The sequence below is a fragment of the Leclercia sp. G3L genome, from assembly GCF_021117075.1.
In the GTDB taxonomy this organism is placed as follows: domain Bacteria; phylum Pseudomonadota; class Gammaproteobacteria; order Enterobacterales; family Enterobacteriaceae; genus Enterobacter; species Enterobacter adecarboxylatus_C.
Genome location: NZ_CP088265.1, coordinates 851,478 through 876,346 on the forward strand (window position 1 = coordinate 851,478; position 24,869 = coordinate 876,346).

Annotated in this window: 22 protein-coding genes; 7 read left to right on the plus strand and 15 right to left on the minus strand. The window is 57.4% G+C overall.

Annotated elements, in window-relative coordinates; genetic code table 11:
* The first annotated feature begins 38 nt into the window (after positions 1 to 38).
* Together LRS40_RS05455 and LRS40_RS05460 are read left to right on the plus strand one after the other, a co-directional pair.
* Positions 39 to 1,334: a Gfo/Idh/MocA family protein gene (locus LRS40_RS05455; protein WP_231313285.1), complete on the plus strand. Its 1,296-nt coding sequence runs from the start codon at positions 39 to 41 to the stop codon at positions 1,332 to 1,334.
* Positions 1,335 to 1,429: 95 nt separating this feature from the next.
* Complete coding sequence (locus LRS40_RS05460) at positions 1,430 to 2,707, plus strand: ABC transporter substrate-binding protein (RefSeq protein ID WP_231313866.1); 1,278 nt, start codon at positions 1,430 to 1,432, stop codon at positions 2,705 to 2,707.
* A 76-nt stretch (positions 2,708 to 2,783) separates the two neighbouring features.
* Here the strand turns inward: LRS40_RS05460 and LRS40_RS05465 are convergent, their stop codons facing one another.
* Both LRS40_RS05465 and LRS40_RS05470 read right to left on the minus strand, forming a co-directional pair.
* Positions 2,784 to 3,473: an LrgB family protein gene (locus LRS40_RS05465; protein WP_142487865.1), complete on the minus strand. Its 690-nt coding sequence runs from the start codon at positions 3,471 to 3,473 to the stop codon at positions 2,784 to 2,786.
* Positions 3,466 to 3,876, minus strand: a complete 411-nt coding sequence (locus LRS40_RS05470) for a CidA/LrgA family protein (RefSeq protein ID WP_032616019.1) — start codon at positions 3,874 to 3,876, stop codon at positions 3,466 to 3,468. Before LRS40_RS05470 ends, LRS40_RS05465 begins: the two co-directional genes overlap by 8 nt.
* Positions 3,877 to 3,977: 101 nt before the next feature.
* On the opposite strand from LRS40_RS05470, the gene LRS40_RS05475 reads away from it, so the two are divergent.
* Positions 3,978 to 4,865 (plus strand): LysR family transcriptional regulator, encoded by an 888-nt coding sequence (locus LRS40_RS05475; protein WP_142487863.1) that lies wholly within the window; start codon positions 3,978 to 3,980, stop codon positions 4,863 to 4,865.
* Positions 4,866 to 4,943: 78 nt separating this feature from the next.
* Here LRS40_RS05475 and LRS40_RS05480 read toward each other — a convergent pair whose 3' ends face one another.
* From LRS40_RS05480 to soxR, 4 genes are all read right to left on the minus strand, one after another.
* The gene (locus tag LRS40_RS05480) at positions 4,944 to 6,590 is read right to left on the minus strand and encodes a Na+/H+ antiporter (protein ID WP_142487862.1); all 1,647 of its coding nucleotides are present in this window, start codon (positions 6,588 to 6,590) and stop codon (positions 4,944 to 4,946) included.
* 151 nt (positions 6,591 to 6,741) lie between these two features.
* Positions 6,742 to 8,091: a guanine/hypoxanthine transporter GhxP gene (gene ghxP / locus LRS40_RS05485; RefSeq protein ID WP_156262696.1), complete on the minus strand. Its 1,350-nt coding sequence runs from the start codon at positions 8,089 to 8,091 to the stop codon at positions 6,742 to 6,744.
* Positions 8,092 to 8,389: 298 nt separating this feature from the next.
* On the minus strand, positions 8,390 to 9,061 hold the full coding sequence (locus LRS40_RS05490) for a glutathione S-transferase family protein (protein WP_231313286.1): 672 nt from the start codon (positions 9,059 to 9,061) through the stop codon (positions 8,390 to 8,392).
* Positions 9,062 to 9,336: 275 nt separating this feature from the next.
* Positions 9,337 to 9,795 (minus strand): redox-sensitive transcriptional activator SoxR, encoded by a 459-nt coding sequence (gene soxR, locus LRS40_RS05495; RefSeq protein ID WP_142487859.1) that lies wholly within the window; start codon positions 9,793 to 9,795, stop codon positions 9,337 to 9,339.
* A gap of 98 nt (positions 9,796 to 9,893) precedes the next feature.
* Here soxR and soxS point away from each other — a divergent pair, with 98 nt between their 5' ends.
* Positions 9,894 to 10,220 carry a superoxide response transcriptional regulator SoxS gene (soxS, locus tag LRS40_RS05500; protein WP_039031951.1) on the plus strand — a complete coding sequence of 109 codons (327 nt, stop codon included), beginning with the start codon at positions 9,894 to 9,896 and terminating at the stop codon, positions 10,218 to 10,220.
* On the opposite strand, the gene LRS40_RS05505 is transcribed toward soxS, so the two are convergent.
* Both LRS40_RS05505 and LRS40_RS05510 read right to left on the minus strand, forming a co-directional pair.
* Positions 10,217 to 11,803 (minus strand): EAL domain-containing protein, encoded by a 1,587-nt coding sequence (locus tag LRS40_RS05505; protein ID WP_231313287.1) that lies wholly within the window; start codon positions 11,801 to 11,803, stop codon positions 10,217 to 10,219. The genes soxS and LRS40_RS05505 overlap by 4 nt on opposite strands.
* A gap of 338 nt (positions 11,804 to 12,141) precedes the next feature.
* On the minus strand, positions 12,142 to 13,470 hold the full coding sequence (locus LRS40_RS05510; RefSeq protein WP_231313288.1) for a sensor domain-containing diguanylate cyclase: 1,329 nt from the start codon (positions 13,468 to 13,470) through the stop codon (positions 12,142 to 12,144).
* Positions 13,471 to 14,081: 611 nt separating this feature from the next.
* On the opposite strand from LRS40_RS05510, the gene LRS40_RS05515 reads away from it, so the two are divergent.
* Positions 14,082 to 14,363 carry a YjcB family protein gene (locus LRS40_RS05515; protein WP_106993942.1) on the plus strand — a complete coding sequence of 94 codons (282 nt, stop codon included), beginning with the start codon at positions 14,082 to 14,084 and terminating at the stop codon, positions 14,361 to 14,363.
* Positions 14,364 to 14,427: 64 nt separating this feature from the next.
* Here the strand turns inward: LRS40_RS05515 and ssb1 are convergent, their stop codons facing one another.
* Complete coding sequence (gene ssb1 / locus LRS40_RS05520; protein ID WP_032615999.1) at positions 14,428 to 14,958, minus strand: single-stranded DNA-binding protein SSB1; 531 nt, start codon at positions 14,956 to 14,958, stop codon at positions 14,428 to 14,430.
* Between the two features lie 249 nt (positions 14,959 to 15,207).
* On the opposite strand from ssb1, the gene uvrA reads away from it, so the two are divergent.
* A complete protein-coding gene (gene uvrA / locus LRS40_RS05525) occupies positions 15,208 to 18,030 on the plus strand; it encodes an excinuclease ABC subunit UvrA (protein ID WP_231313289.1) in 2,823 nt (940 codons plus the stop codon).
* A 3-nt stretch (positions 18,031 to 18,033) separates the two neighbouring features.
* On the opposite strand, the gene LRS40_RS05530 is transcribed toward uvrA, so the two are convergent.
* The 6 genes from LRS40_RS05530 to dnaB all read right to left on the minus strand — a co-directional run bounded on the left by LRS40_RS05530 (position 18,034) and on the right by dnaB (position 23,687).
* Positions 18,034 to 18,387 (minus strand): MmcQ/YjbR family DNA-binding protein, encoded by a 354-nt coding sequence (locus tag LRS40_RS05530; RefSeq protein WP_142490045.1) that lies wholly within the window; start codon positions 18,385 to 18,387, stop codon positions 18,034 to 18,036.
* A gap of 2 nt (positions 18,388 to 18,389) precedes the next feature.
* Entirely contained in the window at positions 18,390 to 18,806 is a 417-nt protein-coding gene (locus LRS40_RS05535) for a secondary thiamine-phosphate synthase enzyme YjbQ (RefSeq protein ID WP_142487855.1), read from the minus strand.
* A 110-nt stretch (positions 18,807 to 18,916) separates the two neighbouring features.
* On the minus strand, positions 18,917 to 19,630 hold the full coding sequence (gene aphA / locus LRS40_RS05540) for an acid phosphatase AphA (RefSeq protein WP_231313290.1): 714 nt from the start codon (positions 19,628 to 19,630) through the stop codon (positions 18,917 to 18,919).
* A gap of 194 nt (positions 19,631 to 19,824) precedes the next feature.
* Positions 19,825 to 21,018 (minus strand): aromatic amino acid transaminase, encoded by a 1,194-nt coding sequence (tyrB, locus tag LRS40_RS05545; RefSeq protein WP_156262691.1) that lies wholly within the window; start codon positions 21,016 to 21,018, stop codon positions 19,825 to 19,827.
* Between the two features lie 145 nt (positions 21,019 to 21,163).
* Positions 21,164 to 22,243, minus strand: coding sequence for an alanine racemase (alr, locus tag LRS40_RS05550; protein ID WP_231313291.1), 1,080 nt, complete (start codon positions 22,241 to 22,243; stop codon positions 21,164 to 21,166).
* A 31-nt stretch (positions 22,244 to 22,274) separates the two neighbouring features.
* A complete protein-coding gene (dnaB, locus tag LRS40_RS05555; RefSeq protein ID WP_032615986.1) occupies positions 22,275 to 23,687 on the minus strand; it encodes a replicative DNA helicase in 1,413 nt (470 codons plus the stop codon).
* Between the two features lie 71 nt (positions 23,688 to 23,758).
* Here dnaB and LRS40_RS05560 point away from each other — a divergent pair, with 71 nt between their 5' ends.
* Positions 23,759 to 24,742: a quinone oxidoreductase gene (locus tag LRS40_RS05560; RefSeq protein WP_142487851.1), complete on the plus strand. Its 984-nt coding sequence runs from the start codon at positions 23,759 to 23,761 to the stop codon at positions 24,740 to 24,742.
* Positions 24,743 to 24,869: the final 127 nt, after the last annotated feature.

Consider the following 24,869-nt stretch of genomic DNA (forward strand, 5'->3'; position numbering starts at 1 on the left):
TTGCTGATATTTATTTTGCTACTTTAGCTGAGGATGCCATGAAAAAATATGCTCTGGTCGGGACCGGTGGGCGTGCCGGTTTATATATTTCCGCCATCGGGGGGGCCTGGCGGGAAAATGCCAGAATGGTCGCGTTCTGCGATACCAATACCACGCGCATGCACTACGCCAACCAGCTCTTAAAAAACGAAGGGGCGGCCCCGGTTTCCACCTGGCAGGCGACGCAGTTTGAGGAGATGATCCGCGAAACACGCCCCGATGTGGTTATCGTCACCACCATGGACCGCACCCACGACAACTACATCGTTCGCGCCCTGCACGCCGGCTGCGATGTGATCACCGAAAAGCCGATGACCATCGATGAACAGCGCGCCCTGCGCATTCTCGACGCTATCGAAGAGACCGGTCGCAGCGTGCGGGTGGCCTTCAACTACCGCTACGCCCCGCACCACAGCAAGGTGCGCGAGCTGCTGATGCAGGGGACGATTGGCAAGGTCACTTCGGTGCACTTCGAATGGCTGCTCAACACCGAACATGGCGCAGACTACTTCCGCCGCTGGCACCGGGAAAAACGCAACAGCGGCGGCCTACTGGTGCATAAATCCACCCACCATTTTGACCTGATGAACTTCTGGCTGGACAGCTACCCGGAGCGGGTTTACGCCGAAGGCAGCCTGCAGTTCTACGGCAGGGAGAACGCGGAGAAGCGCGGCGTGACGCACTTCTACCCCCGCGCCCACGGCTTCGCCGAGGCGAAAGCGGATCCCTTTGCCCTGCAGATGGCGGAGAACGCCCAGCTTAAAGCGCTCTATCTCGACGCCGAACACGAAGATAACTACTTCCGCGACCAGAGCGTGTTCAGCGACGGCATCACCATCGAAGACACGATGTCGGTGCTGGTGAAGTATCAGAACCAGGTCCAGCTCACTTACTCCCTCAACGCCTACCTGCCGTGGGAAGGGCTGAACGTGGTCTTTAACGGCACCGAAGGCCGGCTGGAGATGAAGATCGTCGAGAAGTCCTACGTTAACGCCGGGGGCGAGCGCGAAAACGAGGGCAGCCTCGAGCAGTGCGATCTCACCGTCTTTCCGATGTTTGCCGAACCCTGGAAAGCAACGTTCAGCCTCGGCGAAGGGGGCCACGGCGGCGGCGACAACGCCATGCTGGCCGACCTGTTTGGTACGCCGGGCCACGACCCGCTGCAGCGCGCGGCGGACCACCGCGCCGGGGCGATGTCGATCCTCACCGGGATTGCGGGCAACATCTCCATGCAGCAGCAGCGTCCGGTCAACTTTAAGGAGTTTGAGCTGGTTTCCCGTCTGACGAAACGCTAAAGGCATGGTGAAGGCGCGGCAGGAGACCGCGCCGGAGCCACTGGTCAGTATTGTGCCGTTACTCACCTGTTTAATAATAAAAAATCCGGAGATAAATAATGAATAAACTCCTGTCAGGTGTCATCGCATCGCTGTTATTTTCCTGTACCTCTACATGGGCGCAACCCGTTGAATTACGTATGTCGTGGTGGGGTGGCAACAGCCGCCACCAGGCCACGCTGAAGGCGCTCGACGCCTTTGAAAAAGCACATCCGGATATTAAGGTGAAGCCCGAATACACCGGCTGGGACGGGCATCTTTCGCGCCTGACCACCCAGATGGCGAGCGGCACCGAGCCGGATGTGATGCAGACCAACTGGCCGTGGCTCATCATCTTTTCCAAAAACGGCGAAGGTTATTACGATCTCGACAAGCTGAAAGCGGAGCTGGATTTAAGCCAGTACCAGGCCCAGGATCTGCAATCCACCACCATCAAAGGCAAGCTCAACGGCCTGCCGATCTCGGTCAACGCCCCGGTCTTTTACTACAACGACGTTACCTGGCAGAAAGCCGGGCTGGCGTACCCGAAAACCTGGGATGACTTTTTTGCCGCCGGGAAAGTGTTCCAGCAGAAGCTCGGCAACAGCTACTACCCCTACGCGATGGTCGATCAGGACGTCATCCTGCTGCTCAATGCCTGGATGATGCAGACCCATCACAAACCAATGTTCAACAGCGATGGTACCTTCGCCTGGAACGACGCCCAGTGGGAGGAGGCCTTCAGCTTTGTGAAGCGCCTGAGCGACGACCATGTTCTCCCGTCGCCAAAGACCCTCTCCTCCTACGGCAAAGGCAATCTCTATGAGATGAAGCCGTGGATTAATGGCGAATGGGGCGGCCTGTTCACCTGGAACATCACCATCCGCATGTTTGCCAACAACATGACGCCGCCGGCAAAGCTGGTACTGGGCGACTACGTGATGCAGCCCGGGACGGAAGAATCGGGTGTGTACTTTAAAACGGCGCAGATGCTGTCGGTAGCGAAATCAACGAAGCATCCAAAAGAGGCGGCAATCCTGGTCAACTACCTGCTCAACGATCCGCAGTCGGTTGAAGCCCTGGGGCTGGAGCGCGGCATTCCGCTCAACAAGGCGGCGGAGGCGCAGCTTATGGAGAAAGGGGTAATTGACCCGCAGGATCCGGTAATTGCCGGGCTGCGCCAGGCGCAGGCGCTGCACACCACGGTTGTCGCCACGCCCTATATTGAGGACTTGCAGGTAATCGACAGGTTTACCTCGGCGCGGGAAAAGCTGGAGCAGGGGCAAACGCCCGCTCAGGTCGCGGCGGATTTCCGCCAGCAGGTGGAGCGTATTGTACGGCGTGTGAACCGTTAGTATTGACGGGTGGCGCTACGCTTACCCGGCCTACAGAACCGTAGGCCCGTGCAAGCGCAGCGCCGCCGGGCAAAACTCAGAACATCAACCAGCCCACCAGCGGGGCCACCAGCACCATCACCACCCCGGAGAGCATCATCACCAGGCTGGCGACCACGCCCTCCTGTTGGCCCAGCTCATAGGAGCGGGCGGTGCCGGCACCGTGGGAGGCCGCGCCAAAGCCGGCCCCTTTCGCCATCCCTTCGCGGATCGAGAGCCGCAAAAACAGCATATCCCCCACCGCCATGCCAAACACCCCGGTGACCACCACGAACAGCGCCACCAGATCCGGCTGCCCGCCGAGCGGTTTTGCCGCGGCCAGGGCAAAAGGCGTGGTGACGGAGCGCACCGCGAGGCTGCGCTGGATCTCATCCGACAGGGTAAACAGCCGCGCCAGCCAGACCGAGCTGGTGACGGCTACCACCGTGGCGGTGATCACCCCGGCGGAGAGCGACATCCAGTGGCGTTTGATCACCGCGAGGTTGTCGTACACCGGCACCGCAAAGGCGATGGTCGCCGGGCCGAGCAGCCACAGCAGCCAGTGCGCTTCACCGATATAGTTCTGCCAGGAGATATGGCCCCACACCAGCATCATCACCAGCAGAATCGGGGTGAAGACCAGCGGCATCAGGGGCAGTTTACGAAAGCGGCGGTAGAGACGTTTGTTGGCAAAATAGATAACCAGCGTCACCACCAGACAGAGGACGCTGACCTGAAAGTTAGTCATGTTTCTGCCTGCTGATTTCAAAGCGGTAGACTTTATCCACCACCCACGCGGTGGCACCCAGCACCATTAGCGTGCTCAGGGCGATCACCGCAAAGATACGCCAGCCGTCCACCATCAGCAGCTGGACGTAATTGACCACCGCCACCACCGCCGGCACAAAAAAGAGCAGCATTTCCGCCAGCAGCCAGCGCGAGCCCGCCCGCACCCAGTTCAGGGGAATAACGCGACAGAGGATCAGGCTGAACATCAGCACCATGCCGACCAGATTGGCCGGCAGGGGCAGATGCAGCCAGCCAACAAGGTATTCAGCGAAGACAAAAAGACCCGCATAAAGCAGTACCTGAACCGGTACCTGGAGTCGTTGCACGACGGCAGGCGTAACGCGACCTAACGCCACGGTCATGGGGGATTTCCTAAAAATGAGAGGGAACGCCAGTATAGTCAGCGCCCGTAATTGACTGAAATGAATTAAAATCATCAAAGGTATAGTTTCGAGGAATAGCCATGGACATACGCACGCTGCGTTACTTTGTCGAAGTGGTACGCCAGCAGAGTTTCACCCGCGCCGCGGAGAAGCTTTTTGTCACCCAACCCACCATCAGCAAGATGCTGAAGAACCTCGAAGATGAACTGAACTGTACTCTGCTGATCCGCGACGGACGCAAGCTGCTGTTAACCGACACCGGCCGGGTGGTGTTTGAGCGCGGGCTGGCAATCCTCGCGGAGTTTCGCCAGCTGGAGGCCGAGCTGGGCGACATCAACCACCTCAACAAGGGGATACTGCGCCTCGGTATTCCCCCGATGGTGGGGATGATGATGGCCGGGCCCATCGGCCTGTTTCGCCAGCGCTATCCCGGCGTGGAGCTGAAAATTTCTGAATTTGGTGGTTTAACCGTCCAGCAGGCGGTAATCAACGGCGAGCTGGATCTGGCGATGACCGCCCTGCCGGTAGAGGAGGACAGCGGCCTGACGGCCCTGCCGCTGTTCAGCCATCCGCTGTGCGTTCTGGTGCCGCGCTCCGGCAGCTGGCTGACGCTTAAGGCTATTAATCCGGCGCTGCTGGCCGAGCACCCGTTACTGATCTACAACGAAGATTTTGCCCTCAGCCGCCAGCTGATGCAGCTCTTCAGCCAGCACGGCGTTAAGCCGCGCATTGCGGTGCGCAGCGGGCAGTGGGACTTTCTGGCGGCGATGGTGCAGGCGGGGGTGGGAATTGCGATACTGCCGCAGCCCATCTGCGAGCGGCTGGATAAAAACACCCTGCGCTGGATCCCGCTGCAGAGCGATCTGCACTGGCAGTTGGGGATGATCTGGCGGGAAGGGGTGTATTTGTCGAACAGCGCCCAGGCGTGGCTGAAATGCTGTGAAGGATTTTGGACTTCGGTGGAATAACGCCGGGTGGCGGCTTCGCCTTACCCGGCCCAGGGTTTAACAGGCCCGGTAAGCGTAGCGCCACCGGGCAATCAACGGCTACTGCTTCTCAATCAACAACGCTTCCATCAAATCGAGATCGTGCAGCAGCTTTTGCAGCGTCTCGTTGCTGATCTCCCGGGTGGCGCGCAGGTGATACAGCTCCGCGCGTTCAGAACGCAGCGCGGCAAGGCGGAAGCGGCGCTCGAGGTTCTCTTCCATCAGCGAGCTTTCCACGTCGTTGCGGCCATCCGCACGGCGGCGCAGGTTACCAATTACTCGCGAACTCACCTCTTTCAGCAGTTGGTTATCGATGTTCTCTTCGGTATCCGCGGCCAGACGCTCCTCCATCTTCTGGATGGCGACAATGGCTACCTCCGCCGTTGCCGCCCGGGCGATACGCGCCTCTTTATGCTGCTGAACGTGATCGCCCACCTCCATGTGTTGCAGCAGGATCGGCAGCATCACCACGCCAACAAACAGTGAGAACAGAATCACCCCTGCGGCGAGGAACACCAGCTCGTAGCGGGCCGGGAAGACGTCGCCGGTCGGCAGCAGCAGCGGAATGGAGAGTACACCGGCAAGGGTGATGGCCCCACGCACCCCGGCAAAGGTGGAAATCAGCAGCTCACGGGTGGTCCAGGAGCCAAACTCCATCGGTTTCTTTTTCAGGAAACGCATGCTGAAGTTTTTCATCGTCCACAGCCAGCCAAAACGCACCAGCATCAGCGCGGCGTAAATCAGCACGATGTCGGTAAACAACATCCAGGTTTCGACATTCGGATCGGCCTCGGCCGCCACCAGCGAGGACTCAAGGATACCCGGCAGCTGGAGGCCCAACAGCAGGAACACCATGCCGTTAAAGACAAACTCCAGCATCGACCAGGTGCTGTTGGCGCGCAGGCGCATCGCCAGCGGCGCGCGGCGCATAACCCCGGCGCGGGTGATGGTCATCCCGGCCGCTACCGCCGCCAGAATGCCCGATACGCCGATGTGTTCCGCAATCAGGTAAGAGGCGAACGGCAGCAGGAACAGCAGCACGATCTGCGTGGCGGGCTCGTCGCCGCCCCAGCGGCTGAGGAAACGCAGCGAACGACCGTACAGCCAGCTCACCACAAACCCCGCCAGAATGCCGCCAATGGCCACTTTAAAGAACTCAACGGACGCCCCGCCGATGGTGAAGACCATGGTGCCCATCGCCACGGCGACGGCAAACTTCAGCGCCACCAGGCCGGAGGCGTCGTTCATCAGCGCCTCGCCCTGCAGGATGCCCATGATTTTTTTAGGGATGCGTCCTTCGCCAACGATCCCGGACAGCGCCACGGCATCGGTGGGCGACAGTACCGCCGCCAGCGCAAAGGCCGGTATCAGCGGGATCCCCGGCACCACCCAGTAGATGAGAAAACCAATCCCCACCACGGTGACCACCACCAGCGCCAGCGCCAGACCTAAGATCTCGCGCCCGTGTTCGAGAAACTCACGGGTTGGGGTTTTCCAGCCGTCGGCAAACAGCAGGGGCGGAATAAACAGCACCAGAAACAGTTCGGGATCAAACTCGACATGCAATCCGAACGTCGGCCACGCCAGCAGAGCACCGATGGCGATCTGCATCAGCGGCAGCGGTAACTGGAAGGGCAGTACGCGGGTAACTACCCCGGAGAGGGAGACCAAAAGGGTCATGATGAGTATTGTGAAAAAGATTTCCATGCGTTCCCTGTTTGCGAGATTTCTGTACGTTTACATCACTGGCATCTTGCCACAGTGTATCTCCCCCAGAGTAACGCATAAGGCAACAAGATGTGTTCCGAAAATAAAAACGGGCGGCCTGAGCCACCCGTCTTTTTACGCAGTTGACGGCTTAGATAGCCCAGCCGCCCGCGTAGAAGGCCACCAGCGCCACGGCAATCACCACCGTACCGATGTTCAGCTTACGCCATTCGCCGGAGACGATGCGGCCGATCACCAGCGATGCGAAACCAATCATGATGCCGGTCACGATGTTACAGGTCAGCACGATGAACACCGCGGTGATCAGACCGGCCATCGCGTCAACGAAGTCGGCAAAATCAATTTTCGCCACGTTGCTCAGCATCAGCAGGCCAACGTACATCAGCGCAGGCGCGGTCGCATACGCCGGAACCAGATACGACAGCGGAGCGAGGAACAGGATCAGCAGGAACAGCACGCCGATGGTAATCGCCGTCAGACCGGTTTTACCACCTGCCGCCGTACCCGCCGCAGATTCGATATACACCGCCGCCGGGGCTGCACCCACCAGACCGGAGAAGACGCTGCTCAGGGAGTCGGTGGTCAGCGCTTTGCCGCCATCGATAATCTGACCGTCTTTATCCAGCAGGTTCGCCTGGCCCGCCACCGCGCGGATGGTGCCGGTGGCGTCGAAGACCGCGGTCATCACCAGCGCCAGCACGCTTGGCAGCACAACCGGGTTCAGCGCGCCCATGATATCCAGACTGCCGATCAGGGAGTTGCCGTTTTCATCGCTCAGGGATGGCATGGCGAACACGCCGGAGAAGTGCACCGCGGGATCGAAAATCAGACCCACAACAGAGACGCCAATGATGGTCAGCAGAATGCCGCCCGGCACTTTCAGTTTTTCCAGACCGATGATCACCGCCAGGCCAATCAGGGACATGATCACCGGGAAGCTGGCGAAATTACCCAGCGCAACCGGCAGACCGTCCAGCGGATTCTTGATCACAAGGCCAACGCCGTTGGCGGCAATCAGCAGCAGGAACAGGCCGATACCAATCCCGGTGCCGTGCGCAACGCCCTGCGGCAGGTTGCGGAGGATCCAGCTACGGATGCCGGTAGCGGAGATGATGGTAAACAGCACACCCATCAGGAACACGGCGCCCAGCGCAACCGGGACGCTGATCTGCTGGCCCAGCACCAGGCTGAATGCGGTAAAGGCAGTCAGGGAGATAGCGCAACCGATCGCCAGCGGCAGGTTGGCCCACAGCCCCATCACGATGGAGCCGACACCGGCCACCAGACAGGTGGCGACAAAGACCGCCGCCGGTGGGAAACCGGCTTTGCCCAGCATACCCGGCACCACGATCACGGAATAGACCATGGCCAGGAAGGTCGTCAGACCGGCAACGATCTCCTGACGCACGGTGCTGCCGCGAGCAGAAATTTTGAACATGGCGTCGAGTGAACCGCCGGTACGCGCAGATGGCGTAGACATAGAAAACATCCCCTGAAAATGATAATCGTCGTCGGTCAGCGTGATGGACACTCCACGACCAGCGAAACGTCATATCCCTGTGCTGCGTTTATGACAAAAAGGGGCGTCATAAAAAAAGCAAACGTTTAGCTTCGCGCTGACAAAACGGGTGTTGAATTAAAGGCAAACGATTATCCGTCCTGAAGATGGGCGTTTTCAACTTAACTTTGCCGTTTTTCGCTAATTTCCCTGCGCAGTGGTGAAGAAGTAGACAGAGTATGCGCAAACGTTATCGTGAATGCGCAATTTGATAACATTTTCAGGACTCGCCAGGGATTTCGAACGGACCGCCCTGCTGGATCGCACGCTGCCAGGCGGGACGCATTTCGACATTTTTCTTCCACGTCTGCAGGTGAGGGAGATCCTTGATACCGCCACGTTCCAGCAGGGCAAATACAGGAAAGCTCATTTGGACATCCGCCATGCTGAGGCGATCCCCGGCAAACCAGCGGTGATCCTTAAGCCAGGATTCCAGAAAACGGGCGTGGGTTTCCAGCTGGCGGTTGAGATACGCTTTCTGCACCCCCTGCCCCAGTACTTTGCCCAGCGAGCGCAGGCCAAACGGGATCGGCGGTTTACCGAGGCTGGAGAAGACCAGCTTCATCAGCAGCAGCGGCATCAGGGAGCCTTCCGCGTAGTGCAGCCAGAATCGGTAGTGCAGTTTCAGCTCGCGATCCTGCGGCTTAAGCTGCGACCCGGGATCGTAGGTCTCCTGCAGGTATTCAAGAATAGCGCCCGACTCCGCCAGGATCAGACCGTTATCTTCCAGCACCGGAGATTTACCCAGCGGGTGGACTTTGCGCAACGCGGCGGGTGCCATCATGGTTTTATCGCGCTGATAGCGCTCAATCTGATAGGGCAGCGAGAGCTCTTCCAGCGCCCAGAGCACGCGCTGGGATCGGGACTGGTTGAGGTGGTGGACCTTAATCATGGTCATCTCCAGTTGGGCTTATCCACTAACTATAGAAAATTGCACAACCTGGCGAAAAAATTTCGCCGAGTTTTTGCTCAGTGACGCTGGCAAACCCGGGCCCCCGGCCTAGACTTAAATTGTCAGCACAAACCGGAACCTCCAAAGCATGCTCGACTGAGGGGTGTTGATGTCGGGGGAAACCCTCCTGTGAACCAGCGGGATAGAGAGAAAGACAAAGACCGGGAATAAACTAAAGCGCCCTGTTGTGGCGCTTTAGTTTTTTATGCGTCGGGCTAATCCTCTTCCAACAGCCGCGCGCCGGTGCCCTGCTCGCCCAGCTTATCGCCAGGGTTACGCAGCGGACAGTCGCTGCGCGACAGGCATCCGCAGCCAATGCAGCCGTCAAGCTCATCGCGCAGCGCCTCCAGGGTGTGGATGCGCCGATCCAGTTCGTCGCGCCACTGGGAGGAGAGCGCTTTCCACTCTTTCGCACTCAGGGTATGCCCCTCCGGCAGGATACCAAACGCCTCGCCAATGGTGGCCAGCGGGATGCCGATACGTTGGGCAATCTTAATGATCGCCACGTAGCGCAGCACGTCGCGGGTATAACGGCGCTGGTTGCCGGTGTTGCGGATGCTCTTAATTAACCCTTTGCTTTCATAGAAATGCAGCGCTGACACCGCCACGCCGCTGCGCCTGGCCACCTCGCCCGGGGTGAGCAGCGGTTTTATCCGCGGTAATTTCTTTTCCATAAAACCTCTTTACCTCAAGTTAACTTGAGGAATTATACTCGCCCGCAGACAAAACGACGAATTAACCGATACAGGTGTAACCAGAAAGAGGCTGCTCTATGTCGCATCAACAAATTATTCAGACACTTATTGAATGGATGGATGACCATATCGATCAACCCTTGAGTATCGATGTGGTGGCTAAAAAGTCGGGTTATTCGAAGTGGTACTTACAGAGGATGTTCCGCGCCGTTATGCACCAGACGCTCGGCGAGTACATTCGTCAACGCAGATTATTGCTGGCCGCTCAGGCGTTACGCACCACCCAGCGCCCTATTTTTGATATCGCCATGGATCTGGGTTATGTCTCCCAGCAGACGTTTTCCCGCGTATTCCGCCGCGAGTTTGATCGGACCCCCAGCGACTATCGTCATCAGCTGAATTAATGGCTGTGGGCGAGTGTTGCCGCGACAGGCTGTTGCTGCCAGGTCATGAAATCCTGCGGCGACATCGCCTTTGCAAAGTGCCAGCCCTGACAATACTGCACGCCGCGCTTGTTTAACCACGTGACCTGTTCCGCCGTTTCCACCCCTTCCGCGATGGTTTTTAAGCGCAGGCTTTGGGCCATTTCGATAATGTGCTCGACGATCAGATGGCTGGTGCTGTTGGTGGTCAGCGTATCAATAAAAGATTTATCGATTTTCAGGATATCCACGTTCAGCGAGTAGAGGTTGTGCAGGTTGGAATAGCCGGTACCAAAATCATCGATCGCCACTTCATATCCTGCCTGTCGAAACGCCTGAATCACCGGCGTCGTTTTCGGCACGTCGATAAACCCGCGCTCGGTCACTTCGATTTTGATTTGCTGGGCCCGGACGTTGTAGTGGCGGGCTTTATCGGAGATCATCGCAATCAGGCGTGAAGAGTGAAAGTCCGTGGCCGACAGGTTAATGGAGATATAGATATGTGGGTTGCAGGCCAGGAAAGGACCCAGATCGCTGAAGACTTCTTCCACCACGTAGTCGGTAATGCGCTCGCTCATGCCCTCTTTTTCTGCCAGCGGGATAAACTCTACCGGGCTCATCACCGGACCGTTAAACCCAGGCCATCGCAACAGTGCCTCTGCCCCGACACAAAGGTTGGTTTTAATATCGATAATCGGCTGGTAGTGCAGACAAAGCTGTCTTTTATTTAATGCCCGATGCAATAAGCGACCCGGGGAGTTAAATTCGCGTCGTGTTCTCGACCACATCAGTAAAATAATAATGCTGCTGATCATCCCCAGCGGCAGGGTTAATGTCGCCTGATGATAGAGCACTTCATAAAAGCGCTGGTTAGTCGTTGAAACAATAGCGGCAATCGGGCGCTTGTCCGAGCGAACAATAGTATAAAAGCGGCCTTCATTCTGGAACGCCAGATCGTTATCGCTAATCAGCGTTTTTAATTCATTCTGATTGGCCTGTTCGCTGACGGAGAAAAAGGCATTGGTTATCGTATCAAATACGCCCCATGCCAGAGAACGATCCGAAGACATCACTTCGCTATAGGTCAGCGGATTAACCACCACCACATAATGACCTAATTGCATATAAGTCATCTTATATCCCGCATAAAATGGGGTGTCGCGGTAATAATAGGTAGAGACGTCAGGCTGGCGTTGGTAATTGGCGGCGGAAATAATATAGGGATTATCGGGGGTGCTCGTCGTTGAGCAGAGGAATTCACGCCCTTCAGCATAGAGCAGGTCGGCAATGTAAAGCCGGCCCCGGACGATATTTAACATATTTTGCCGATGTGCCGGCGTGCAAATATCACCCGAATACTGTTCAGCCGCCTGCCGGGCCAGATCCACCTGCTGAATGACCAGTTCAGTTTTGTCTAAAGCGAGTTGAGCAAAGGATCGAAGCTGACTACTTGTTTCGTTGACCGCGCGTTGCTGGGCAAACCATAGCGCAAGCATCACAGGTAGCAAAACTACCATGATAACCCCGACTATCCTCAGCACCTTGTCCCGTGCGCTACGATTCATTTCCGCCCTATATCCCTGCTTTTTATGTGCCTGTAATCATGAAGGCCGGATGCTTTGCTAAACAGGTGATTACGTTGCATGAATCATGCGAAGTTAGCAACTGACTTTTAACACCAATAACCTAATATTTGGTTATGCCGATAATATTTGTCCGTAAGCCAAACTGAAAGTATTCGTTTCCTGTTTATTAAGTAAAATAATTACCGGTGGCGAAAGCCAGGCTCCCGGATAACTCAACAGAATGTCGTCGATTAAGTCAAACTACCGACAGCGTCAAAAAAGCGCAACTTCATCATGAGATTTTGTGCTATTTATCCCATGATAATGATTAAAGTGATTTATAAATAATCAACCGCGACGATTGTTTTTCCTCTTCCCGCGCGTTTGGCATCATAAAGTGCCTTATCTGCGCTAATGAGTAGCGAGGAGGTATCGTGCTGTTCACCGCTTACCTCCACCACCCCCGCGCTAAAGGAGAGGATCAGCGTCCGGCTGCCAACGTTAAGCGGCGTCACGGACAGCGCCTTGCGAAGCCGGGTGGAGAGCTGCACCGCCGCGTCGCTGCGGCTCTTCGGCAGCAGCAGTAAAAACTCCTCTCCACCGACCCGGCCCAGCGCCGAACCGGGCGGGATCAGCGCCCGCAGGCAGTCGCAGAAGTGCACCAGCGCGGCATCCCCCACCAGGTGGCCCCACTGGTCATTAATCTGTTTAAAGAAATCCAGGTCAAACATCAGGACCGAGAAATGGCTATCGGCCTCCTGCCGCCGGCTGGCCTCCAGGGCAGCGGCAATCCGCTGCAGGATGGCAAAGCGATTTAAACAGCGCGTCAGATCGTCGGTCATGGCCTTCATCTCCAGCTGCCGCTCCGCTTTTTTACGGGCGGTGATATCGAGCCCGATATTGAGGATCGAGCCGTCCGGCAGGCCGATATTCGACCACAGGACCGTCAGCTGCGTACCGTCCCGGCGTACCGGGTGCCATTCATACATATCGTTCAACGGGGTGCTGTTCACCGACTCGTGCACCCGGCGTCGCATCTCCGGGTCAGGATAAAACAGCGCCAGCGGCTCGGCATGGGCGTTAATCTCCGCCATCGACCAGCCAAACACCTTTTCGCATTCGGCATTCCACAATACGCAGCGGCTATGCCTGTCGAAAGAGTTCATCAGCACCGGCGCCCGCTCAAACAGCGTTTTGTACTGGGCGATCATCCGCTGCATCTCTTTTGCCGTGCGTTCACGCGCGACAAGCCCGGTGACAAAATCCTTTAGCTTTTCTACCAGGATAATCACCACCTCTTTCAGCACGGTGATAGTGCTTTGCGGTTGCGTAAACCCCAGGAAGAAGTAACCGTGCTGATGCGGGGCCATTTGACACAGCACCCCGCACTGTAACTGGCGATGTCCCGGATGCCCTGGAGGAAATATCAACGCACCCATATTCTCTTTCCAGCCGATGACCTGCCACGGACGGCGATGGCGTTGCAATAACAGGCTGGCAAGAAATGCATTAATTTCCAGCGGATGGCAGGTTAATTCCCCGGCACTGACAAACTGCGGCTGGCCCGTATCATCCTGCATCATCACCCAGCTAAGCTGGGCACCAAAGGTATGATTAATCGTCTCCAGCAGATCCGTTAAGGTGGCGTGGGACGATAATTTTGGCATTAATTTAGCTAATGCGTGCAGGGCTCGGGTACTGTCTTTAATATTCTCTCGATTTACTTGCGTCATTGGTTATTCGCAGCTCATTAACGAGACAGAAATACCGCAACGAATTAATCAGGAATAAAGTGATATTCAGTCAGCATACATTAATGCGACTCTCTTACTGGGATGCGTGTGTAAAAATAAAAGGACAAAGAATAATAAACAACAAAAAGCACAAGCCTGATTTATTTATTACGAACAGAGTAAGCAACGGGAAGAAGCATAATCTATAGCCCTGAGGCTGTAAATATTGTACATCAACTGCCGCGCTGTACATGTTTTCTTATCCCGATGAATTATCAGCAAAGTTGTCATAAATACACCGGTTAGCAGGCTAAATATATATTTTCGCTCGCAATAACCACGTTAATATAAAGGTTATATGAGGCCATTTTTATGCATTTGCCCAGTGGCGAATAAAAGAACAAACGTGATATAGTTCACATATCTTATGTAACAAGAAACATCGTTTCATTGTTGTGAGTCTGAGCCTGCCGATAGCCAGTTTGCCACAGCGTGTGGGCAACGTCGCGCTTTACCCGGCGGCGGTTATCTTTGAGGATCGTTTTATGGCAGCTATTACCACCGGTGTTGTGTTTGCACGCTGGGAGTTGTTGAGCGCAGTGCTGATGTTTCTGGCCAGCACGCTGAACATTCAATTTCGTAAATCGGATTACACCGCGCTGGCGGTGATCAGCACCTGTCTGGGTCTGGCGGCGGCATGCTGGTTCGCGACCGGCCTGCTGGGCATCACCCTGCTGGATGTGGCCGTTATCTGGAACAACGTTAAAGCGGTAATGGTCGAGGCGATGAGCCATACGCCACCAGACTGGCCAATGATGTACACCTAGTAGATATAAAAAAACCCAGACATCGTCTGGGTTTTTTGTTGTTACGAAACGCAGGTTCTGATTATCAGAACGGGATATCGTCGTCGAAATCCATTGGCGGTTCGTTGGACTGCGCCGGTGCAGACGGCTGCTGCTGCGGACGGGACTGTGCGCCGCCGCTGAACTGGTTGCCGCCCTGCGGCTGCTGAGGCTGACCCCAACCGCCCTGCTGCTGCTGGCCGCCACCTGCTGGTGCGCCACCGCCCTGACGGCCACCCAGCATCTGCATGGTGCCGCCAACGTTGACTACCACTTCGGTGGTGTATTTTTCTGCGCCGGACTGATCGGTCCATTTGCGGGTACGCAGCTGGCCTTCGATATAGACCTGGGAGCCTTTACGCAGATATTCACCGGCCACTTCGGCCAGTTTGCCAAACAGCACAACGCGGTGCCATTCGGTCTGCTCTTTCATCTCACCGGTCGCTTTATCACGCCAGGATTCGGAAGTAGCCAGCGTAATGTTGGCCACTGCACCACCACTCGGCATATAGCGTACTTCCGGGTCCTGGCCCAGATTACCGACGAGAATCACCTTGTTTACGCCTCTGCTGGCCATGATCGTGTCTCCTGAAAACTTGTCTGAATAGTGTAAGCGCGCGAGTGTACCATTTCCACGTGGTCTTCCGATAGTTGGGAAGCATCTTCCAGACTTCTCACGAAGGATACATTGTTGCACAAGTAATCAGAATTTGCATTCCAATACTGTATATCCAGCCAGGTCAATTTGTGTCATAATTAATCGTTTCTGCCGGTTGTCCTTCAAACAAACCAGGCATTCCGTGTATCTACCTACCGGGAAAGGTGAATGGATAAGATAGAAGTTCGGGGCGCCCGCACCCACAATCTCAAGAATATCAACCTCGTCATCCCTCGCGACAAACTGATCGTCGTGACCGGGCTTTCAGGCTCAGGCAAATCCTCACTGGCTTTCGACACCCTGTATGCCGAAGGACAGCGTCGTTACGTTGAATCGCTCTCTGCATATGCGCGCCAGTTCCTGTCGCTGATGGAAAAACCGGACGTCGACCATATCGAAGGGTTGTCGCCGGCCATCTCCATTGAGCAGAAGTCGACTTCTCACAACCCGCGCTCCACCGTCGGGACCATCACCGAAATCCATGATTACCTGCGTCTGCTGTATGCCCGCGTGGGCGAGCCGCGCTGCCCGGACCACGATGTCCCGCTGGCGGCCCAGACCGTCAGCCAGATGGTGGATAACGTGCTGGCGCAGCCGGAAGGCAAACGCCTGATGCTGCTGGCGCCAATCATTAAAGAGCGCAAAGGCGAGCACACCAAAACGCTGGAAAACCTGGCCAGCCAGGGCTATATCCGCGCCCGTATCGACGGGGAAGTGTGCGATCTCTCCGATCCGCCGAAGCTGGAGCTGCAAAAGAAACACACCATCGAGGTCGTGATCGACCGCTTTAAGGTGCGTGATGACCTGACCCAGCGCCTGGCGGAGTCGTTCGAAACCGCGCTGGATCTCTCCGGCGGTACGGCCGTGGTGGCCGATATGGATGACCCGCAAGCGGAAGAGCTGCTTTTCTCTGCCAACTTCGCCTGCCCGGTGTGCGGCTACAGCATGCGCGAGCTGGAACCGCGTCTGTTCTCGTTCAACAACCCGGCGGGGGCCTGCCCGACCTGTGATGGTCTGGGCGTGCAGCAGTATTTCGATCCTGAGCGAGTGATCCAGAACCCGGAACTGTCGCTGGCCGGCGGCGCGATCCGCGGCTGGGACAAGCGTAACTTCTACTATTTCCAGATGCTGAAGTCGCTGGCTGAACACTATAAGTTCGACGTCGAAGCGCCGTGGGGCAGCCTCAGCCCAACCGTACACAAAGTGATCCTGTTCGGCTCCGCGAAAGAGAACATCGAGTTCAAGTACATGAACGATCGCGGCGATACCTCGGTGCGCCGTCATCCGTTCGAAGGCGTGCTGCACAACATGGAGCGCCGCTACAAAGAGACGGAATCCAGCGCGGTACGTGAAGAGCTGGCGAAGTTCATCAGCAACCGCTCCTGCGCCACCTGTGACGGCACCCGTCTGCGTCGCGAAGCGCGTCACGTGTATGTTGAAAACACGCCGCTGCCGACCATCTCGGACATGAGCATCGGTCATGCGATGGACTTCTTCAACAACCTGAAGCTCTCCGGCCAGCGCGCGCAAATCGCCGAGAAAGTGCTGAAGGAGATCGGCGATCGCCTCAAGTTCCTGGTCAACGTCGGCCTGAACTACCTCACCCTTTCCCGCTCGGCAGAGACCCTGTCCGGCGGTGAAGCCCAGCGTATCCGTCTGGCGAGCCAGATCGGCGCGGGTCTGGTGGGGGTGATGTACGTGCTGGATGAGCCGTCCATCGGCCTGCACCAGCGCGACAACGAACGTCTGCTCGGGACGCTGATCCATCTGCGTAACCTCGGCAACACGGTGATTGTGGTTGAGCACGATGAAGACGCGATCCGCGCGGCCGACCACGTGATCGACATCGGCCCCGGGGCCGGCGTCCACGGTGGCCAGGTGGTAGCGGAAGGTCCACTGGACGCTATTATGGCGGTACCAGAATCCCTGACCGGCCAGTACATGAGCGGCAAGCGCAAGATTGAAGTGCCGAAACAGCGCGTACCCGCCAACCCGGAAAAAGTGCTGAAGCTCACCGGGGCGCGCGGTAACAACCTGAAAGACGTGACTCTGACCCTGCCGGTCGGCCTGTTCACCTGTATCACGGGTGTCTCGGGTTCCGGTAAATCAACGCTGATTAACGACACCCTGTTCCCGATTGCTCAGACCCAGCTGAACGGGGCAACCCTGGCTGAACCGGCGCCGTATCGCGAGATCCACGGCCTGGAGCACTTCGACAAGGTGATCGATATCGACCAGAGCCCGATCGGCCGTACGCCGCGCTCGAACCCGGCCACCTATACCGGCGTGTTTACGCCGGTACGTGAACTCTTTGCCGGCGTGCCGGAATCGCGTTCGCGCGGCTATACGCCTGGACGTTTCAGCTTTAACGTCCGCGGCGGCCGCTGTGAAGCCTGTCAGGGCGATGGGGTGATCAAGGTCGAAATGCACTTCCTGCCGGATATCTACGTGCCGTGCGACCAGTGCAAAGGCAAACGCTATAACCGCGAAACGCTGGAGATTAAGTACAAAGGCAAGACCATCCACGAAGTGCTGGATATGACCATCGAAGAGGCCCGTGAGTTCTTTGATGCCGTTCCGGCGCTGGCGCGTAAGCTCCAGACCCTGATGGATGTCGGTCTGACCTACATTCGTCTGGGCCAGTCGGCAACCACCCTGTCGGGCGGCGAGGCGCAGCGCGTGAAGCTGGCGCGTGAGCTCTCCAAACGCGGCACCGGGCAGACGCTGTACATTCTGGATGAGCCGACCACCGGTCTGCACTTTGCCGATATCCAGCAGTTACTCGACGTGCTGCACCAGCTGCGCGATCAGGGCAACACTATCGTGGTGATTGAGCACAACCTGGACGTGATTAAAACCGCGGACTGGATTGTCGATCTCGGTCCGGAAGGCGGCAGCGGCGGCGGCGAAATCCTGGTTTCCGGTACCCCGGAAACCGTCGCGGAGTGCGAAGCCTCGCACACGGCCCGCTTCCTTAAACCACTTCTGTAGTCGTCACACTGACAGCTGCTGCCGGGTCATCTCCGGCAGCAGTTCCACCGCCTGCTTGTACGAGGCATCCACCAGATAGTAAATCTGCGAATCCGGTATCGACCCATCCAGATAGACCGTGCTCCAGTGCGCTTTATTCAGGTGCTTGCTGGGACGCACGTCGGTGTGCTGCTGGCGCAGCAAATCCGCCAGTTCCGGGCTGGTTTTTAGCGAGGCCGCCGGACGCCCCTCCACATCTTTCACCATCGCAAACAGCACGTCTGCGACCTTGATCTGGGTGGCCTTCCAGTCACTGTGCACGCTTTGCTCCGCACCCGGCTTATTCATGCAGTACTGAAGTATCTCCGAAATGGTCATCATTATTCCCCTTGTAGCGTAGCGATAATTTTGCGCGAACCGCCATGGATACGGTGTTCTCCCAGCCAGATCCCCTGCCAGGTGCCGAGCTGCACGCGGCCGTGATTCACCGGCAGCAGCAAAGAGACGCCCAGCAAGGAGGATTTAATATGGGAAGGCATGTCGTCTGGCCCCTCATCATCATGTTCCCAGCGGGCATCGTCGGGAACGGTTTTGAGAAAATGCTGCTCCATATCGGAACGGACGGTGGGATCGCAATTCTCGTTGAGGGTGAGAGAGGCTGACGTGTGTTGCAGCAACAGATGCAGTAAACCGACGTTAATGCGGGGAAGATCGCGGATCTGTCCGAGGACCTCGTCCGTCACCAGATGAAAACCACGAGACCTGGCGCGCAGGGTCAGGGTTTGCTGATACCACATGTGCTGCTCCGTTTTACAGGATAATCCTTCTAAGTGTGCAGCAATACGACGAAAGGTAAAACCCGTAGCGGGAAAATGTGCTTAAAAAAGCGTCTTTTCTGCCCGAACACTCAGTATTCTGAATTGGCGATCACCTCTTCGCCAAACGCTCCCGCCTGTGGGAGCGGTTTGTACGTCGAGTTGGAGGCGCGCAGCACCCGGATGCCTCTGGCACCCGCCTCGCGAGCCGCGGTGATGTCGCTGTCCGCATCGCCGTAGTAAATCTTGATCTGCTTCTGCTCCATCCACTGGGCTTTGTTGTTTCTGCCAGATTTCTCACCGGCAAAAATGACCGGATTCATGGCCGCGGCGGGGATCAGGAAAGCGTCCTGCAACGTTTTGGTGACGGTTTCGGTTTTAGTGGGGTGACGCCCGGTAATAAACCAGATCCTGTCGCCACGCTTGACGTGCATGGCAATCAGCGCGCGGGCCACCTCTTTCGGAATGCTGAACTCGTCCCAGCCGTTGTTCATCTGCTGCCAGAAGGCCGGGTTTTTCAGGTAGTCATCACTGTCCGGTGACCAGGTTTTTTTACCCCGCCAGAAGCCCGGGCTGGAGAACAGCACGGTGTCATCAATATCAAATCCCACCGACATGGGCGGACGCCCCATCAGGCTGTTTTCAATCTGGGCAACAGACACCCAGTGGATCGGTGCCTGCTCGGCCAGTCTGGCGGTGGTGGTGCCGGTGTATAACGGTGGAGGTGATGAGGGGCGCGCCACCACCGGGTGGCTGAGCGAGAGCAACAAGCAGACGGCGCTGAGCGCCAGTGTGATTTTGCGCATGTTTTCCCCTGAATATTGAAACCGTTATTTTTTATTTTGAGCGGATGGTCAAAAACCACCTCGAAAATAACCGTAGCCGGAGGGGAATGAAAGGGAATTCTTTATATAAACCATAATAAAAAGAGGGGTATCACAAAGCGGGGTTTACCTATTCCGGCCCCCTTCGCCAACGGAAGGAGACCGTGAGTAAGTGCTTACATCACAGCAGCAAAAGCCTGCGCCACGCGCTGAACGTTGCTGCTGTTCAGACCCGCCACGCACATGCGTCCGCTGGCAATCAGGTAGACGCCAAACTCATCACGCAGGCGATCCACCTGCTGCGCGCTGAAGCCGGTGTAGCTGAACATGCCGCGCTGCTGTAGCAGGTAGTCGAAGTTGTGCCCCGGAACCGCCTCTTTCAGCACGTCGACCAGCGTCTGACGCATGGAAAGGATACGGGTACGCATCGCTTCCACTTCCGCCAGCCACTCGGCCTTGAGTTCATCATCGCCCAGCACGGTCGCCACCACCTGCGCGCCAAAGTTTGGCGGGCTGGAGTAGATGCGACGCACGGTGGCTTTCAGCTGGCCGAGCACGCGTCCGGCAGCATCCTGATCCTCGCAGACTACCGACAGGCCGCCGACACGCTCGCCATACAGCGAGAAGATTTTGGAGAAGGAGTTGCTGACCAGTGCCGGCAGGCCTGCGCTGGCGATGGCGCGAATGGCATAGGCGTCCTCTTCCATCCCGGCACCAAAGCCCTGATAGGCAATGTCGAGGAACGGGATCAGGTTGCGGGCCTTCAGTACTTCAATGACCGCATCCCACTGATCGTTGGTCAGATCGGCACCGGTCGGGTTATGGCAGCACGGGTGCAGCAGCACAATGCTGCGTTCCGGCAGGGTGCTCAGTTTTTCCAGCAACGCGCCAACGCGCACGCCGTTGCTCTGATCGTCAAACCACGGGTAGGTATTCACCGTAAAGCCTGCGCCTTCAAAGATGGCGACGTGGTTTTCCCAGGTCGGGTCGCTCACCCAGACCCCGGACTCCGGGAAATACTTGTGCAGGAAGTCGGCCCCGACTTTCAGCGCGCCTGAGCCGCCCAGGGTCTGGATAGTGGCAACGCGCTTTTCCACCAGCACCGGATGCTCTGCGCCAAACAGCAGCGGAGCAATGGTGTGACGATAGCTGTTCAGCCCTTCCATCGGCAGATAGAGCGACGCGCCGTGCGGCGTGGCATTAAGACGCGCTTCGGCTTTGGCCACCGCCTGCAGCTGCGGAATAATGCCTGCTTCGTTGTAGTACAGACCGATACTGAGGTTAACTTTATCGCCCCGGGGATCTTCTTTGAAACGCTCCATTAAGGAGAGGATGGGGTCGCCAGCATAGGCGTCGACTTTCTGGAACACGCGATGGTTCTCCGGATAATAATGAGGCAGGGAATTCAACAATAAACCGGAAGCAGCAGAAGATCGAGAGGATGTTAAGGAAGATGGGGGTTGGGCAACAGAACCTGCTTTACTCCCTCTCCCATCAGGAGAGGGAACATAGCCGTCAGTCGAGGTAGTGCATCGCCACCCGCGACGTCAGGCGTGTGATAAGTTCGTAAGCACTCACTTTTGTGATTTCCGCGATCCGCTCTACGGGTAACCCTTCGCCCCAAAGGGTCACCGGATCGCCCGCTTTCTCCTGCGCCTCGGGTCCGAGGTCCACGCAGATCATGTCCATCGCCACGCGTCCGACGATGGTCACTTCGCGGCCGTTCACCAGCACCGGCGTACCGGACGGCGCGGCGCGCGGGTAGCCGTCGCCGTAGCCCATCGCCACCACGCCCAGACGGGTATCGCGCTCGCTGACCCAGGTGCCGCCATAGCCCACCGGCTCCCCGGCTTTATGCTCGCGCACCGCAATCAGGCTGGAGGTGAGCGACATCACCGGCTGAAAACCAAAGTCTGGCCCCCAGGGTTTACCCTCCAGCGGCGAGACGCCGTAGAGGATAATGCCCGGACGTGCCCAGTCGAAATGGGACTGCGGCCACAGCAGAATGCCGCCTGAGGCCGCAATCGAGCGCATCCCCGGCTTGCCTTCGCAGAAGGTGTTAAAGATATCGAGCTGCTGCTCGGTCGCACCGCATTCGGGCTCGTCGGCCCGGGCGAAATGGCTGACGATATTGACCGGCTGGTGAACGTTCTGGCACTGGCTTAAGCGCTGATAAAAGGCCTCTGCCTGCTCCGGGCGAACGCCCAGACGGTGCATGCCGGTGTCGAGCTTCATCCAGACGGTGACAGGCTCGCTGAGTACCGCGTTCTCCAGCGCCTCGAGCTGCTCCAGGTTGTGCACTGCGGTATGCAGCCGTTTTGCGGCGATGGTCGGCAGGTCGGCGGCGTTAAAGAAGCCCTCGAGCAGCAGGATCGGCTGGGTGATCCCCCCTTCGCGCAGGCGCAGGGCTTCTTCGAGACGGGCGACGCCAAAGGCGTCGGCATCGGGGAGCGTTCGCGCGGTCTCGATCAGACCGTGTCCGTAAGCGTTCGCTTTCACGACTGCAACCAGTTTGCTGGCGGGCGCCAGTTCACGCAGGCGTTGCAGGTTGTGTCGCAGAGCGCGGCGGTTAATGACTACAGTTGCCGCTTGCATTGCAATTCCTTGTTAAAAGAATGTCGGAGAGTTATTCATCGTCGTATTGCGGTCCCGCATAATTATCAAAGCGCGACCACTGGCCGTTAAAGGTCAGCCGCACCGTACCGATCGGGCCGTTACGCTGCTTACCGATAATAATTTCGGCGATCCCTTTCAGGTCGCTGTTCTCGTGATAAACCTCATCACGGTAAATGAACATGATCAGGTCGGCATCCTGCTCGATGGAGCCGGATTCACGCAGGTCGGAGTTGACCGGGCGCTTGTCGGCGCGCTGTTCCAGGGAGCGGTTAAGCTGCGACAGCGCCACTACCGGTACCTGTAGCTCTTTCGCCAGCGCTTTCAGCGAGCGGGAGATTTCGGCAATTTCCAGGGTACGGTTGTCCGAGAGCGACGGAACGCGCATCAGCTGGAGGTAGTCAATCATGATCAGCCCGATGCCGCCATGCTCGCGGGCGATACGGCGCGCGCGGGAGCGCACTTCCGTCGGCGTCAGGCCGGAGGAGTCATCGATATAGATGTTTCGTTTTTCCAGCAGGATGCCCATGGTGCCGGAGATCCGCGCCCAGTCCTCGTCGTCGAGCTGGCCGGTACGAATGCGGGTCTGGTCCACGCGCGACAGCGAGGCCAGGGAACGCATCATGATCTGCTCGGAGGGCATCTCCAGACTGAAGATTAAAACCGGTTTATCCTGCAACATCGCCGCATTTTCGACGAGGTTCATTGCAAAGGTGGTTTTACCCATCGACGGACGCGCGGCGACGATAATCAGATCCGACGGCTGGAGCCCGGCGGTCTTTTTGTTCAGATCGTCATAGCCGGTATTGACCCCGGTGACCCCGTCGTGTGGCTGCTGGAACAGCTGCTCAATACGCGAGACGGTGGCATCCAGCACCTCGGCGATGTTTTTCGGCCCTTCGTCTTTATTGGCGCGGCTTTCAGCGATTTTGAAGACCCGCGACTCGGCCAGATCGAGTAGCTCGTCGCTGTTACGCCCCTGGGGGTCGAAACCGGCTTCGGCGATCTCGTTGGCGACCGAGATCATGTCGCGCACTACCGCACGTTCACGCACGATATCGGCATAAGCGCTGATGTTCGCCGCACTTGGCGTGTTTTTCGATAACTCGGCCAGATAGGCGAAGCCACCCACCGACTCCAGCTGCCCCTGACGCTCCAGCGATTCCGCGAGCGTGATCAGGTCGATGGGGCTACCGGATTCCTGCAGACGCGCCATTTCGGTAAAGATATGGCGGTGCGGGCGGGTATAGAAATCGTCGGTGACGACGCGCTCGGCAACGTCATCCCAGCGCTCGTTATCCAGCATTAAACCGCCCAACACCGACTGTTCCGCTTCAATCGAGTGCGGCGGGACCTTTAACCCGGCTAACTGCGGATCGCGCTCGCGGGGCTCAGTCTGTTTGTTGAAGGGTTTGTTTCCTGCCATAGTGAATGGAGTTACCGAGATAGAGAGTGGGTCGAAAGATTACCATATTTTCTAAGTCTAATGGAGGGAGCATGGCAACGCGTATTGAATTTCATAAGCACGGCGGCCCGGACGTTCTCAGGGCGGTAGAGTTTACCCCCACCGCGCCTGGCGATAACGAAGTCCAGGTGGAAAACAAAGCCATTGGCATTAACTATATCGATACCTATATCCGCGGCGGCCTCTATCCGCCCCCGGCCCTGCCAAGCGGGCTGGGCACCGAGGCGGCCGGAGTGGTGGTCAAAGTGGGCAGCGCCGTGAAGCATATAAAGGAGGGCGACCGCGTGGTGTATGCGCAATCCGCCCTCGGCGCCTACAGCTCGGTCCACAACGTCCCGGCGGATAAAGCCGCCATTCTGCCGGATGCCATCTCCTTTGAGCAGGCCGCCGCCTCCTTCCTGAAAGGGCTGACGGTCTTTTATCTGTTACGCAAAACCTATGAGATCAAACCTGACGAACAGTTTCTGTTCCACGCGGCCGCAGGCGGCGTCGGGCTGATTGCCTGCCAGTGGGCAAAAGCGCTGGGGGCCAAGCTGATCGGCACCGTCGGCAATGCGCAAAAGGCGCAGCGTGCGCTGCAGGCGGGTGCCTGGCAGGTGATCAACTATCGCGAAGAGAGCATTGTCGAGCGGGTGAAAGAGATCACCGGCGGTAAAAAGGTGCGCGTGGTCTATGATTCGGTGGGCAAAGATACCTGGGAAGCCTCGCTGGACTGTCTGCAACGCCGCGGCCTGATGGTCAGCTTCGGCAACGCTTCCGGCCCGGTGACCGGCGTCAATCTGGGTATTCTTAACCAGAAAGGTTCGCTGTTCGCCACCCGCCCTTCGCTACAGGGCTACATCACGAATCGTGACGAACTGGTTGAGGCCAGTAACGAGCTGTTCTCGTTGATTGCCAGCGGCGTGATTAAGGTGGATGTGGCAGAGGCGCAGAAGTATCCGCTGAGTGACGCGCAGCGTGCGCATGAAGTGCTGGAGAGCCGGGCGACACAGGGTTCAAGTTTACTGATCCCCTAAAAAGAAATTGGGCTTCCCGTAGGAAGCCCTTTTCTTTTTTTAGTTCGGCTGTATGTAGGGTACAGCGCGATGAATTCTTTAACGGCGGCAATAGTGACAGATTCGATAACTAAATCCTATTCTGTTC